This is a genomic window from Leptospira sanjuanensis, from assembly GCF_022267325.1.
Lineage (GTDB): Bacteria > Spirochaetota > Leptospiria > Leptospirales > Leptospiraceae > Leptospira > Leptospira sanjuanensis.
The window spans coordinates 1,438,190-1,451,136 of record NZ_JAIZBG010000001.1; the positions used below are offsets into that span (position 1 = coordinate 1,438,190).

Below are 12,947 nucleotides of genomic sequence, written 5' to 3' on the forward strand. Positions count from 1 at the left end.
CAACTTCGTTGTGAGCCATCGGTAACTCAATCTCACTTCCTACGGGTCGTTCGATAATGCTCCGCTACCGATCGGCTAATTCGCTCTCTATGGATCGCGAATTAGGGAGCGATTCTGAATTTTCTCCAAGAAGAATCGGACTTTTTTTCAAAAACGATCCGGTCGTGCAAGCGGCTGGAGCGACCTTGCCAGAATTCGATCCTTTCCGGATGGACGGCATAACCTCCCCAGTTACTGGGAAGATCGATTTCTTTCCCCTCGTATTTGGAAACAAGTTTTTGATAACGTTCCTCTAAGAATTTACGATCCGGAATTTCTTCGCTTTGCGGAGAAGTCGCCGCTCCGATTTGGGATTCTCTCGGTCTGGAATGAAAGTATTCTTCCGATTCTTCCCTTGAAACCTTGCTGACGCTACCTTCGATACGGACTTGGCGTTCGAGTTCGGACCAGAAAAATACGAGACACGCACGAGGATTCTCATCCATTTCTTTCCCCTTTCTACTCTCGTAGTTCGTGTAAAAGACGAACGAATCGTTCGTGATTCCTTTGAGCAACACCGTTCTTGCGTCAGGTCTTCCGTCCTTGGAAGCGGTTGCAAGGGTCATGGCGTTGACTTCCGCGACCTCCGATAAAACGGCTTCTTGAAACCATTTTTGAAAAAATAAAACCGGATCGTTTCCGGCGTCTTCGATGTCCAAAGAGGATAAAGTATAACTCGTTCTGATTTCCGCGATTTTAGAATTCATAAGTTCCTTTTAGAAAACACGCAGCCCGTAACAAGAAAAGAAAAATTTGAAGTCCATCGATTCGTTTTTTCCCAAGCCTCTGTCCGTAGAGGAACAAGGAAGAATGACAAGCGCTTTCTCCGTTGCAGGATAAACGTTCGGTTCGCTGAAAAGAATTCGTTTCCTGGAAGGAATCGATTCTTCTTTGGTTGACCTCGAAGACTTTCCCGATGTAATATCCGTGCATGACCGAGTTGGACTGGGAAACGATTCGATATCCGATCGCGCTGACTTTGAGCGTGAGTTTGTTTTCGACATTGATCGCCACGATTCTCGGAGTGATCGCCGCGTATCTCCTTTCCAGGTTCCGGTTTTTCGGGAAGGAATTTTTGGACGCGGTCTTGACTCTTCCTCTCGTTTTGCCTCCAACCGTGTTAGGATATTATCTTTTGGTGTTATTCGGAAGAAACGGGGTCATCGGTTCCTTTCTTTTGGAATCGTTTCGATTCAGCGTACTGTTTCATTGGTCGGGCGCGGTGATCGCTTCCATCATCGTTTCGTTTCCTCTCGTCTATAGATCCGCGCTCTCGTCTTTGGAAGATCTGGACCCGGATTACGAGGACACGGCAAAAACCTTGGGGAAGGGAAACTTCGCCATTTTTTGGGAAGTGATTCTTCCTTTATCTTGGAGAGGAATTCTTGCGGGCGCAATGCTCGCATACGCGCGCGGGATGGGAGAATTCGGAGCCACGTTGATGATAGCGGGAAACATTCCCAAACGAACGCAAACCCTTTCGCTTGCGATTTACGACGCGGTTCAATCGGGAAACGATCAGGTCGCGTTCCATCTGGTGATTCTGACTTCGATTTTGTCCGTCCTGATTTTGACGGTATCTACGCGGATCTTTCGGAAATCACATTGGTAATTTAGAATATAAGGAAATACTGATATGAATGGAATCAAGATTCCGGCGTTTCTCGTATTTGTTTTGCAGCTTTCGCCGATATTCGGCGAAGAAAAGGTTCTTTTGGTTTCCGCCGCATCGAGTTTGACGCAAGTTTTTACTTCAATCGGAAAGGAATTCGAAAAGAAGGAAGGAATTAAAGTGTCCTTCAATTTTGCGGCTTCCGGAGTTTTGCTTCAACAGATCGAAAACGGCGCACCGGCGGACGTATTCGCTTCCGCGGATCAGGAGAATGTCGATAAAGGTCTGGTTAAGAATCTATTCGATCCCGCTACGAGAAAGAATTTCGTAAGTAATTCCCTCGTGTTGATCGCGCCGATCGATTCTAAGTTGAATCTAAAAAAGGTGAGCGATCTTAGAAACGAAACCGTCCGGAAAATTTCCTTCGGAAATCCCGCGATCGTTCCGGCGGGAAAATACGCGAAAGAAGTTTTGGAACAAGAGGGATGGGACGCGGCGCTTGAAAAAAAATGGATTCCCGGTGAAAACGTAAGACAGGTTTTGGATTACGTTTCCAGGGGAGAAGTGGACGCCGGTTTTGTTTATAGAACCGATGCGGTTCTATTTCAAGATAGAGTAAAGGTTGCGGTCGCGAATCTCAAAACGAAGCCGATTCTTTATCCGGCGATCGTCGTCGCGAAAAGTTCCAATGGGAACGAAGCGAAACGATTCGTCGAATTTTTAACGTCGAAAGAAGCCAAGAAAATCTTTCAGAAATATCGATTCGGAAAACCTTAGTGTCCCTAACCGTAAATATTCAAAAAACCTTAACCGATCGGAAAAGATTCTTTTTTTTGGACTTGGATTTCCGTTTTATCCAGGATTTCCTGTTTATTTACGGTCCTTCGGGCGCGGGTAAAACGCTGACGCTTAAGGTTCTTGCCGGTTTGATCAAACCCGATCGGGGAAGAATTCTTCTCGGAGAAACGTTGTTTTTTGATTCGGAAAAACGGATCGATCTTCCCAGCCAAGAAAGAAAGATCGGCTATCTGCCTCAGAGTTATTCTCTCTTTCCTCATCTTACGGTTCGCAAGAATTTGGAGTTTCCTTTAAAGGATCTTTTTTCGTTCGGCTTGCCTGAATCGGATCGGATTCTCGTGGATGATATATTAGAAATTTTTGAAATACAAAATATCGCCGGCAGTTATCCTAGATACCTTTCCGGAGGACAAAAACAGAGAGTTGCCTTGGCGCGCGCGCTCATCGGAAAGCCGGAACTCCTTCTACTCGACGAACCCTTTGCCGCTTTGAATCTGGAACTCAAAGAAAAGATGAAGGAAGAACTCAAAAAAATTCAAAGGTTGTTTCAAGTTCCGGTCGTAGTCGTATCACACGATCCGGAGGATTATTCCTATTTCGGAGCGGATTCTCTTTCGATCGAAAACGGGATTACCCGTCCTATGCGGAAGGAAAAAGATAAAGCGAATAAGACAAAGAATTCTTCGTTTAAAAAATAGATCGTCTTGTCCGTTTAAAAAATCCGCGAAGTTTGTTCCGATAGACGAAACTCGAATCGAAACGTCCCAAACGATTTTCCAGACACACGAAACTCGAATCAAGAAACCGGCGGCGTTTGTTTAAACCGATGAAAGTCGAATCAAAAAGTTTCTGACGATTGTTCCGACTAACAAAAAGCGCGTTCCGATTTTCCTAAATCAGATCGTATAATCTTCCACGTAGACTTTGACTTTTTTAAACCGAATATAAACGGTTTCACCTGGAAGCAGATTCAACGCTTGAAACTCGGAAGAGTTGAGCTGTGATTCCAAAATCGTTCCCGTATCCAAACGTTTGAGATCGATCTTAACCGTTCTTCCGGTCGAGTGGATGTACTGAATCTCCGCCGGGATTGTTTGACCTTCGATCGGGCTTTTCAGAATTTCGACGTCGTACGGACGAACATAACCGACTGCGGATGCGTTTTCAATTTCGGAGTGCTCCGGGGTATCGACCTTGATTTCTCCGAGATGCGTTTGTCCGCCTTGTACCCTTCCGTGAAAGAGATTCACGTCACCCAAAAAGTGAAACACAAAGGAATTCTTAGGATGATTGTAGACTTCATCCGGCGTTCCGACTTGTTCTATCTTGCCGGCTTTCAAGATCACTACCATGTCCGAAACTTCGAGAGCTTCTTCCTGATCGTGTGTTACGAATACGCTTGTAATATGAATTTCGTCGTGAAGACGTCGAAGCCAGTTGCGAAGTTCCTTTCTGACTTTTGCGTCCAAGGCTCCGAAGGGTTCGTCTAACAGTAAAAAACGAGGTTCGATCGCGAGGGCTCTTGCGAGTGCGATCCTTTGTCTTTGTCCGCCCGAAAGTTCGGAAGGATAACGGCCGTGAAAATTCTCGAGTTGGACGAGTTTTAAGAGGCTCATCACTTTTTCGCGGATCGCTTCCTTGTTCGGTCTTTCGGAACGTTTCCGAACTTCGAGTCCGAATGCTACGTTTTCAAAAATCGTCATGTGCCTGAAAAGAGCGTAGTGCTGAAATACGAAACCGACTCCGCGGTCTTTCGCGTTCTTTTTACCGACTTCCAGTCCTTCAAAGATGACTTGACCTTCGTCCGCGTCCTCGAGTCCCGCGATGATACGGAGCAGGGTCGTCTTTCCCGAGCCGGATGGACCGAGCAGCGCGACCAATTCTCCGGAGGGAACCTCCAAAGAAAGATTGTCGATCGCGGTAAAATTACCAAAGCGTTTTATAATATTCTTAACTTCGATTGCCATGACTATGCCTCCTCTTGAAGAGAATCTTCTTTTTTACCGATCTTGATCTTTCTTTCCAGGATCTGTTTCGCGATCAATGTGATTAAGGATAAAAATACGAGCAGGGACGCGGCCGAAAACGCGGCTACGGAATTGTATTCGTTGTATAAGACTTCGATCTGCAGCGGAAGGGTGTTCGTCTGTCCCCGGATATGACCCGATAGAACGGAAACGGCGCCGAATTCTCCCATGGCTCTCGCGTTGCAAAGAATGATGCCGTATAATAATCCGTATTTGATTCCGGGCGCCACGATCTTGAAGAATACTTTAAGCGGTGACGCACCGAGAAGAAGTCCCGCTTCTTCCTCTTCGATTCCGGTCGATTCAAGTAAAGGTATGAGTTCTCTCGCAACGAAAGGGAGAGTGATGAAGATCGTCGCGATGACGAGTCCCGGAGTGTTGAATACGATCTTGATATCCGCTTCTTCAAGCCAAGGTCCGAACCAACCTTGTCTTCCGAATAAAAGAATAAAGATCAAACCCGAGATCACGGGCGAAACCGAAAACGGCGAGTCGATGATAGTCAAAAGCCAGCTTTTCCCGGGAAATTCAAAACGTGTGATCGAAATTGCGGATACGATTCCGAAAATCGTATTCAAAGGAACCGCGATGGATACGACCAAAAGCGTGAGTTTGAGCGCCGAGATCGTATCGGGTTCTTGGATTCCCTCCAAATACGCCGCCCATCCTTTCGAAAAGGCTTCGTGAAACACGGTGTAGATGGGAAGAAGTAGAATCAATCCGGTTAGTAAAAAAACCGTTCCGATCAGAATGCTTCGAACGAGTAAGGACTCCTGTCTCATCCATTTCTCCTTGCGGAAACCGTTTGAAGTATATTGATACCTAATAATATACTAAAGGAGATTACCAGCATAATGAACGCGATTCCCGTGGCTTCTTCGTATTGATATTGTTCGAGTTTTGTTACGATCAATAATGGGAGAATTTCCGTTTTACCCGGTAGGTTTCCCGATATAAAAACGACCGAACCGTATTCTCCGATTCCTCTCGCAAAGGCCATTGCTGCGCCGGTGATCAAAGGCGGAACGAGTTCGGGGAATATCACTCTTCTGAAAATCTGCCAGCGATTGGCTCCGAGACAATACGCGGATTCTTCGAGTTCTTTGGGGAATTCCTCCAATACGGGTTGAACCGTTCTTACGACGAAGGGAAATCCGATGAATACGAGCGCGATTACGATTCCAATCGGAGTGTAAGCGATTCTGATATCGAAAGGGACGAACAGTTTTCCGATGATTCCGTTCTGGGTGTAGATCGTAGTTAGCGCGATCCCTGCCACGGCCGTGGGTAGCGTGAACGGAAGATCGACGAGAGAATCCAAAAGCGATTTACCGGGAAAATCGTACCGGACCAACACCCAGGCAAACAAAAATCCGATCAATAGATTGATGATCGCAGCGACCGCCCCCGCTCCGAAACTCAAATAAAGCGCCGCCAAAATTCTTTCGTTCGTGAGAAGTTTCCAAAATCCTTCCCAGCCGATCCCCGAACTTTTCAGAAAGAGTGCGCCTAACGGAATGATTACGATCAAACTCAAATAGGTGACCGTAAGACCTAACGTGATTCCGAAGGTCGTTTTGCCGTAAGGTTTGGTTCTGAAGTTCAATGTTCTTCTCTTTAATCCTTTGTAGATATTCTTCCGTAAACGTCTTACTTGGAGGTGATCTGATCGAAGATCGCTCCGTCCGCGAAATGTTTTTCCTGCGCGTTCTTCCATGAACCCGCGACGTCTCTGATGGTAAACAGTTTCAAATTCTTGAATAGACTTTTATATTTGGATGCGACCTTCGCATCGGTGGGGCGGTAGTAATTCTTGGCGATCACTTCCTGCGCTTCCGGTGAATAAAGATATTTGAGATAACTCTCCGCGACTTTGAGCGTTTTGTGTTTTTCGGCGTTCTTCGTTACGACCGCAACCGAAGGCTCGGCTAAAATGCTTACCGAAGGAAATACGATTTCGACGGAACCGTTCGAGTTTTTGGCTGTTTCCTGGATGGCAAGGTGAGCTTCGTTTTCCCAAGAGATCAACACGTCTCCGATTCCTCTTTGAACGAACGTAGTCAAGGAACCTCTCGCTCCCGAATCCAATACGAGAACGTTCTTATATAGATTTTTGACGAACTCCTTCGCTTTTTCCTCGGAGCCGTATTTCGCTTTAGCAAATCCCCATGCAGCGAGATAATTCCAGCGCGCGCCGCCTCCCGTTTTCGGGTTCGGAGTAATTACTCCGATTCCGGGCTTTGTAAGATCGTCCCAATCCTTGATGTTCTTCGGATTTCCCTTTCGCACCAAAAATACGATCGTGGAAGTATAAGGAGAACTTTGATGCGGAAGAAGTTTCTCCCAATCGGTGGAAAGAAGTTTTCCTTTTTCCGCGATCGCTTCGATGTCGTGCGCAAGGGCAAGGGTTACGACGTCCGCTTCCAATCCGTCGATCACGGCTCTCGCTTGTTTGCCGCTTCCGCCGTGGGATTGATTGACGGTAAGATCTTCTCCGGTTTGTTTTTTCCATTGAGCCGCAAAGAGTTTGTTGATCTGCGTATAAAGTTCGCGAGTCGGATCGTACGACACGTTTAAGAGTTTCGTTTCGCCATACAGGGAAAATACAAAGAAAAATAGCGCGATCGATGTGAGTTGAATTCTTGAAGTGATGGTTTTCATCCCGGGCCTTCCTGCGGGTGTCTTACAACAAAGTGAACAAAAATCTAATTTATTAGATAATTTGATCCAATATTTTAAGATCTTGTTTGAAAGTAAAGAATTTTGTAGCGAATTCGGCCGCAAGTCCTGGATTCTTTTGAAAGTGTGGGAACTCTTACAACGAAACGGTCCTCAATTTTAAAATACGGAAATCGAAAGAATACCCCGCGTTGACGCGGGATATTCTCCATTCTTTGCCTGCGTTTTTTATTTTACGTAGAGTTGGTCGAAGGAGGCTCCGTCTGCAAAATGATCCTTTTGTGCCTTATGCCATCCGCCGAAATGTCCGTCCACGGTGATGAGTTCCAGTTTAGGAAACTTGTTCTCATGTCGCTTTAATACGGCGGGGTTTCTCGGCCGATAACCGTGTTTTGCGATGATCTCCTGCGCCGCTTCGGAGTAGAGGGATTTGAGATAAGCTTTGGCGGTTTCCAACGTTCCGTGTTTTTCCGCGTTCTTTTCCACGATCGCTACGGGAGGCTCCGCGAGAATGCTCAAGGATGGAATTACGACTTCAAACTTGTCCTTTCCGAATTCTTCGAGGATCAAAAAGGATTCGTTTTCCCACGCGAGAAGAACGTCCCCGATCCCGTTTTGTGCGAACGTGTTGCTGGAGCCTCTCGCGCCCGAGTCGAGAACGGGAACGTTCTTATATAAGGTTTTGATAAAGTCCTGCACCTTATTCGTGTCGTTGTTGAACTTCTTCTGTGCGAAAGCCCAAGCCGCGAGATAATTCCAACGCGCTCCTCCGCTCGTTTTCGGATTCGGAGTGATTACGCTTACCTTATTGCGAACTAGGTCGTCCCAGTCTTTGACGTTCTTCGGGTTTCCTTTCCGCACCACGAATACGATCGTAGACGTGTAAGGCGTACTGTTGTTCGGAAGACTTTTCAACCAATCTCTTGCGATCAATCCCTTCGATGCGATGATGTCTATGTCGTATGCGAGGGCCAAAGTCACGATATCCGCTTCCAATCCGTCAATCACGGATCTTGCTTGTTTACCGCTTCCGCCGTGGGACTGGTTGATTCTCACTTCGTCGCCGGTTTTTGATTTCCAGTAGTTTGCGAAAAGTTTGTTGTACTCCGCGTATAACTCCCTGGTCGGATCGTACGATACGTTCAGGAGATTTACGTCTTTTGCAAAGAGCCCTAGATTTGCCGTCATCGCGAGAAATACGATCGACGTTGTTTTAAAAATTTTTGTTTTCATACTGGTTTCCTAACTTCTAAATTTAAATTACATCGCGAACTGAACGAACAGGAAGAAGCTGTAGGACTTGTTGTCCAACGTGTATCGATCGTTTACGTTCGGAGCCCAAGGATTCACTCTCGCGTTTCTGACGGAATCTCCCGCTAACAGATAAGAGCCGCCCGTCCAGATGGATACGTAGTCTTTGAGATAGAATTGGTAGATCAGGTCGAATTCGTAGAACAGACGTTTTCCGCCGCGTTCTCCGAGTTTGTAACCGCCGAACGCGGAGCCTGTCGAGTTCTCGGTCGTCAAACCAGTGTTAGCCGTTCCGCCGGAGGAATACCAAGCGTCGTTTTCGGAAGCTTTTTGAATATCGTAAGCCACGAAGATGAATCTTCCGTAATTCGGAGAGTTATACATCAAATGGACGGATTTGGTTCTCGTGTTCGACCAGAATGTCGCGTTTACGATCCCGTTTCCGGAGTCGAAGTAGGGGAATCCCCCCGATCTTGTCGCGAACGAAGCGTCGTACGTCGCAACCTTATTGTCCGTACGATTCGGATCTCCCGATCCGATCGAGTATTGAAGACCTACACGAAAGCGATCAAAGAAAGTATAACCGGTCTGAGCGATGAAATACTTCGCGTCGTATTCCACGTTTTCCGTATAAATTCTCTGCGATTTAGGATTTCCGTCCACTGTTTGTTTGAGGGTGTCCCAACCGGCGTTGACTCTTTGACCGTTGAATCCGTATTGCCAAGACGCTTCCAGAGTCCAGTCCCAAGCTTTGGTTTTCGGCAGGCGGTTGTTTTCAGTCCTGTTCGTTAAGCGAAATCCCACCGTGTTTAAGTCGTCCCTTTGTCTGGTTCTGTCCAAACTCGTAGTCGGGGCGGGGCCTTGTTCCCATTTCTTATCGATGTTGAAGTAGTAGAGATCCACGAGAAAGTCTTCGAACTTGATCGTGTTGTATAAACCGGAAAGATACGTATCGTTAACGGTTCCCCGTTTGACGCCGTTTGCAGTGTTGTTACCGCTACCTGCGTTGGAATCTTCCGCTATGATGGAAGTGAACGCCTCCGAGTTGAAATACTTGGAGGAGTATTTCACTCTTGCGCCGTCGAACGAGTTTCCCGTTTGACCGTCGTTTCGTCCGCCCACGTATCGGTTATCGCCGAATCCGAAGATTTGTCTCCCGAGAAAGACTTCAAAACCGTCCGCGAAATTCTTCAATTGAATAAAACCCTCTCTGAGGTCCGTGTTGTTCTTAATGCTAACGGAGTTCGTAGCCGTCGGCGCCGAACTGAGTTCCGCGCCCGCCGAGTTGGAAAGACCGAGATAACCGAGTTGGCCGTCCTTACGGGATTGCTCGCCCCCCCAAACTCGAACGTCTTGGATCGTCACCTTGGCGGCGACATACTGGTTCGGATCGATGATAAACGAGACCTGAGAGTTCTGAGTCGCGAAGTTTCTATCGTCCTGAGTTCGCTTATCAAAATCGGCGTTGTGGCTGTAATCGAAACGAGGACGAACCTGAAATCCGACGCGGAAAATATCCCCCAACCAAAGTCGATCCACCTTCCTCACCGCGTCCTGGTGTTCCGGCGAAAGGAGCATGGACTTCATAAATTCACCGGGTAGTTTTCCTTTGTACGGACTTTTATACGGTTCTTCCTTTGCCAGTTCCTGTTGGATTTCGGGAATTCCCTTTCCATCGTTCGGTTGTTCTTCGTATTTCACATCCGAAGGCGGATCCAGATTTAAGACCGGTGTGGACTCGGTTCTCGATTTTTCCTTTTTGGGTTCTTGCGAGAGTAAGCCAAAGCTAAAAGTACAGATAAAAATAACTCCTGCCGTTATTCGAGTAATCGTTTGCATCACCTAAATCCTCCTTTTTAGAAATTTTTTACTAAAAGAGAGAGTCTTCTCGTTATAGTCAACAAATAATCTGCTATATTGGATATAAATCTAAAATTTAGGATAATTCTTTTGCTATTTTGTCAAATATTCTGGGAAAAAAGAGGGTTTTTGAGAGGGTGGAGAACGAAGTTTGGGAGAATTTATGCTCGTACGTTCTGCAAAATTGAGGGAACGAATTCTTTTTATCAGAATCGATTCCTTCCAAAAATAGAAAAAGAATTTGAACAGTATGTGAATTTGAGAAAGGATTCTCCCTCTATGTTTGCGATCAAGACCGGATCTTTCACTGCGAGAGTGATACGTTTCACCCGAAGGCCGTTTTTATCGTTTCGATTTATTTGGATCGTTGCCGCGTTATGCGCGCTTCTTGCCTACTGCAAAAACGAAGAACCTCCGGTCGCAAGATCCGGTATTTTAAACGCTTCCTCCTGGGACTTTGCTCACAAAGGAAAACTCGTTTTACGCGGCGAGTGGATGTTTTACTGGGGCGCTTGGAAGTTCGACGCGCAGCGAAGAAAGGACGAAACTCTTTCGAAATCCGGAGAGATCTTATATGTTCCTTCCGCATGGAACGGGGAATTCAGAAAGGGAAAGGGATTTGGAACGTATCTTCTCGACGTAAAACTTCCGGCAAAACGATTTAAGCTGGGAATGATTCTTCCTGATCAGAGTTCGTCGTATGAACTCTATCTCGACGATAAACACGTTTTAAATTCCGGAAAGATTATTCGCAACCAAGACGGAAATTTGGACGCGGTGGAGGAAGGAATTCGTCCTCTGTTCATCGAATTCCAACCCGAAAGCTCCGACCTGCAAATCGTATTACAAATCGCGAATGAAGATTTACGGCTCGGAGGATTTTGGTCTCCGATCGTAATCGGGGAAGCGGAAACGCTCCGCAGCGAATGGAATCGTTCTCTTCGATTGGATTCATTTTTGGTGGGCGGACTTTTGATCATGGCCTTTCTTCATCTTTCCTTTTTTATCGTACGAAGAAAGGAGACTCCCTCTTTGTATTTCGGATTATTTTGTTTGATCATGGGTTCGAGAAGCCTGTTTCCCGGAAATCGTTTGATCCTGGAATATACGGACGCGATCAATTACGAGAATATGATCCGAATTGAATATTTGACTTTTTATCTTTCGGTTCCGGTCTTTTTGAACTACATTCTTTCCTTATATCCGCGGGATTTGAAGCGAGTCTTTGTGGACGTGTTATGGTGGATCTCTATAGTCGCGTCTTCGATGGTTTTGTTTTTTCCGATGCGGATCTTTACGCATACGATTCCGATGTATTATCTGAACGCCTTTATCGCGGGAAGTTTGGGATTGTATACGCTCGTCAAAGCGGTTCGTAAAAAGAGGGAAGGTTCTCTCATTCTTTTGACCGGATTCATTTTCATCTATCTCGCGATGATCAACGATCTTCTTTATGTAAGTTACTTTTTGGAAACGGGATATTATTCCTCCATCGGAACGTTCGTATTTCTTGCGGCGCAATCCGTTTCTCTTTCGGTTCGGAATTCTAAAAACATGCAAAGACTTTTGGACCTTTCCAGAAATCTGGAGCGAAAAGTCGAAGAGAGAACGCAGAGACTTCGCGCGGCCTTCCGAACGATCGAAGAGGATTTGGATATGGCGGTCAAAATTCAAACGGACTTTTTGGAAGTTCCGGAGGATGTCGTATTAAAAAACGCGGGTGTTCGTCTGCATTCTTTCTATCAACCGATCGCAAAAGTGGGCGGGGACTTTTATATCGTGCGTCCGATCGCCGAAAAAAAACTGCGTATCTTTCTTGCGGACGCGATCGGTCACGGGGTTCAAGCTTCTCTGATGACGATGGTGATTCAGAGCGAATACAATTCCATCTTCGATCCGAAACTTTCTCCCGGAGAATTTCTTACGGAACTTTCCGGACGATTCAGCGCGAGAATCGGAGATGTCAGCCCTTTCTTTTCCGGTATGATTGTGGATTTGGATTTTGAAACGGATCGGATTCTCATTGCAAGCGCGGGAAATCCTTCCTGCATTTTAAGTACGAACGAAAAAACGGTTTCTCTCGATTGGATCGGACCTTATGCCGGAATGATTCCCGGATTCAAATACGAAGAATTATCCGAGGTTCTTCCTAAAGAATTTCGATTGTATCTCTTTACGGATGGATTGCCCGATCGATTCATCTTTTCGGAAGGAGAATACGAGAATTTTTCTATGCAACGATGGCTTGAACAAAGATGCAATCAATCGATCGGAAGCGTATGCAAAGAATTGTTGGACTCGGCTAATGCTTTGAGTTTACCCGAGTTTAAAAAAGACGATATAACTTTGCTCGGGATCGAAAGATCGATTTTAAGTTAAGAACGGTTTTTCGATTTATAGAAAAGGCCTATCGAAAAAAATGGCAAAGACGCGAGTTGCGATTCTTTCTTAGGATTTGGAATCGTTCGATCGCTGGATTCTAAAAGTCGCAAGGAGTCTGATATGGCTTACAAATTGGATGGAGCAAAGTTCCCGACCTTGGAAGAATTGATTGCGGCTCTTTATCCGCTATACTCCGATAAAATGTCGGAAGCGGAATTTAAAAAATACGTTCAGGAAAACGCAAAGGAAGAATAAATCCGAAAGGCGTTTTCCGGGAACGGAATTTGAAAGAGGGATCG

General features: G+C 46.0%; 12 protein-coding genes. 5 read left to right on the forward strand and 7 right to left on the reverse strand.

Annotated elements, in window-relative coordinates:
• Positions 1 to 101: 101 nt before the first annotated feature.
• Positions 102 to 746, reverse strand: a complete 645-nt coding sequence (gene pdxH / locus LFX25_RS06530; RefSeq protein WP_238729502.1) for a pyridoxamine 5'-phosphate oxidase — start codon at positions 744 to 746, stop codon at positions 102 to 104.
• Positions 747 to 970: 224 nt separating this feature from the next.
• Between pdxH and modB the strand changes: the two genes are divergently transcribed.
• Genes modB through LFX25_RS06545 form a run of 3 tightly spaced genes read left to right on the forward strand, consistent with a single transcriptional unit; the run spans position 971 to position 3,147 of the window.
• Positions 971 to 1,651, forward strand: a complete 681-nt coding sequence (modB, locus tag LFX25_RS06535) for a molybdate ABC transporter permease subunit (RefSeq protein WP_238729503.1) — start codon at positions 971 to 973, stop codon at positions 1,649 to 1,651.
• 24 nt (positions 1,652 to 1,675) lie between these two features.
• Complete coding sequence (gene modA, locus LFX25_RS06540; RefSeq protein WP_238729504.1) at positions 1,676 to 2,428, forward strand: molybdate ABC transporter substrate-binding protein; 753 nt, start codon at positions 1,676 to 1,678, stop codon at positions 2,426 to 2,428.
• Positions 2,428 to 3,147: an ATP-binding cassette domain-containing protein gene (locus LFX25_RS06545; protein WP_238729505.1), complete on the forward strand. Its 720-nt coding sequence runs from the start codon at positions 2,428 to 2,430 to the stop codon at positions 3,145 to 3,147. The genes modA and LFX25_RS06545 overlap by 1 nt, the downstream gene beginning before the upstream one ends.
• Positions 3,148 to 3,345: 198 nt before the next feature.
• Here LFX25_RS06545 and LFX25_RS06550 read toward each other — a convergent pair whose 3' ends face one another.
• From LFX25_RS06550 to LFX25_RS06575, 6 genes are all read right to left on the reverse strand, one after another.
• A complete protein-coding gene (locus tag LFX25_RS06550) occupies positions 3,346 to 4,416 on the reverse strand; it encodes a sulfate/molybdate ABC transporter ATP-binding protein (RefSeq protein WP_238729506.1) in 1,071 nt (356 codons plus the stop codon).
• A gap of 2 nt (positions 4,417 to 4,418) precedes the next feature.
• Positions 4,419 to 5,258 (reverse strand): sulfate ABC transporter permease subunit CysW, encoded by an 840-nt coding sequence (gene cysW / locus LFX25_RS06555; protein WP_238729507.1) that lies wholly within the window; start codon positions 5,256 to 5,258, stop codon positions 4,419 to 4,421.
• Positions 5,255 to 6,109 (reverse strand): sulfate ABC transporter permease subunit CysT, encoded by an 855-nt coding sequence (gene cysT / locus LFX25_RS06560; RefSeq protein WP_238731527.1) that lies wholly within the window; start codon positions 6,107 to 6,109, stop codon positions 5,255 to 5,257. Before cysT ends, cysW begins: the two co-directional genes overlap by 4 nt.
• A gap of 17 nt (positions 6,110 to 6,126) precedes the next feature.
• A complete protein-coding gene (locus LFX25_RS06565; protein WP_238729508.1) occupies positions 6,127 to 7,137 on the reverse strand; it encodes a sulfate ABC transporter substrate-binding protein in 1,011 nt (336 codons plus the stop codon).
• Positions 7,138 to 7,383: 246 nt separating this feature from the next.
• Positions 7,384 to 8,388 carry a sulfate ABC transporter substrate-binding protein gene (locus LFX25_RS06570; protein WP_238729509.1) on the reverse strand — a complete coding sequence of 335 codons (1,005 nt, stop codon included), beginning with the start codon at positions 8,386 to 8,388 and terminating at the stop codon, positions 7,384 to 7,386.
• A gap of 27 nt (positions 8,389 to 8,415) precedes the next feature.
• Positions 8,416 to 10,245, reverse strand: a complete 1,830-nt coding sequence (locus LFX25_RS06575; RefSeq protein ID WP_238729510.1) for an alginate export family protein — start codon at positions 10,243 to 10,245, stop codon at positions 8,416 to 8,418.
• A gap of 300 nt (positions 10,246 to 10,545) precedes the next feature.
• Here LFX25_RS06575 and LFX25_RS06580 point away from each other — a divergent pair, with 300 nt between their 5' ends.
• Both LFX25_RS06580 and LFX25_RS20810 read left to right on the forward strand, forming a co-directional pair.
• On the forward strand, positions 10,546 to 12,645 hold the full coding sequence (locus tag LFX25_RS06580; RefSeq protein WP_238729511.1) for a PP2C family protein-serine/threonine phosphatase: 2,100 nt from the start codon (positions 10,546 to 10,548) through the stop codon (positions 12,643 to 12,645).
• 123 nt (positions 12,646 to 12,768) lie between these two features.
• The gene (locus LFX25_RS20810; RefSeq protein ID WP_118955234.1) at positions 12,769 to 12,903 is read left to right on the forward strand and encodes a hypothetical protein; all 135 of its coding nucleotides are present in this window, start codon (positions 12,769 to 12,771) and stop codon (positions 12,901 to 12,903) included.
• Positions 12,904 to 12,947 lie beyond the last annotated feature (44 nt).

Coding starts and splice junctions, on each gene's coding strand:
- LFX25_RS06565 (WP_238729508.1), bottom strand. CDS start 7,137: ATGAAAACCATCACTTCAAGAATTCAACTCACATCGATCGCGCTATTT.
- modB (WP_238729503.1), top strand. CDS start 971: ATGACCGAGTTGGACTGGGAAACGATTCGATATCCGATCGCGCTGACT.
- modA (WP_238729504.1), top strand. CDS start 1,676: ATGAATGGAATCAAGATTCCGGCGTTTCTCGTATTTGTTTTGCAGCTT.
- LFX25_RS06570 (WP_238729509.1), bottom strand. CDS start 8,388: ATGAAAACAAAAATTTTTAAAACAACGTCGATCGTATTTCTCGCGATG.
- pdxH (WP_238729502.1), bottom strand. CDS start 746: ATGAATTCTAAAATCGCGGAAATCAGAACGAGTTATACTTTATCCTCT.
- LFX25_RS06580 (WP_238729511.1), top strand. CDS start 10,546: ATGTTTGCGATCAAGACCGGATCTTTCACTGCGAGAGTGATACGTTTC.
- LFX25_RS20810 (WP_118955234.1), top strand. CDS start 12,769: ATGGCTTACAAATTGGATGGAGCAAAGTTCCCGACCTTGGAAGAATTG.
- LFX25_RS06575 (WP_238729510.1), bottom strand. CDS start 10,245: ATGCAAACGATTACTCGAATAACGGCAGGAGTTATTTTTATCTGTACT.
- cysW (WP_238729507.1), bottom strand. CDS start 5,258: ATGAGACAGGAGTCCTTACTCGTTCGAAGCATTCTGATCGGAACGGTT.
- LFX25_RS06550 (WP_238729506.1), bottom strand. CDS start 4,416: ATGGCAATCGAAGTTAAGAATATTATAAAACGCTTTGGTAATTTTACC.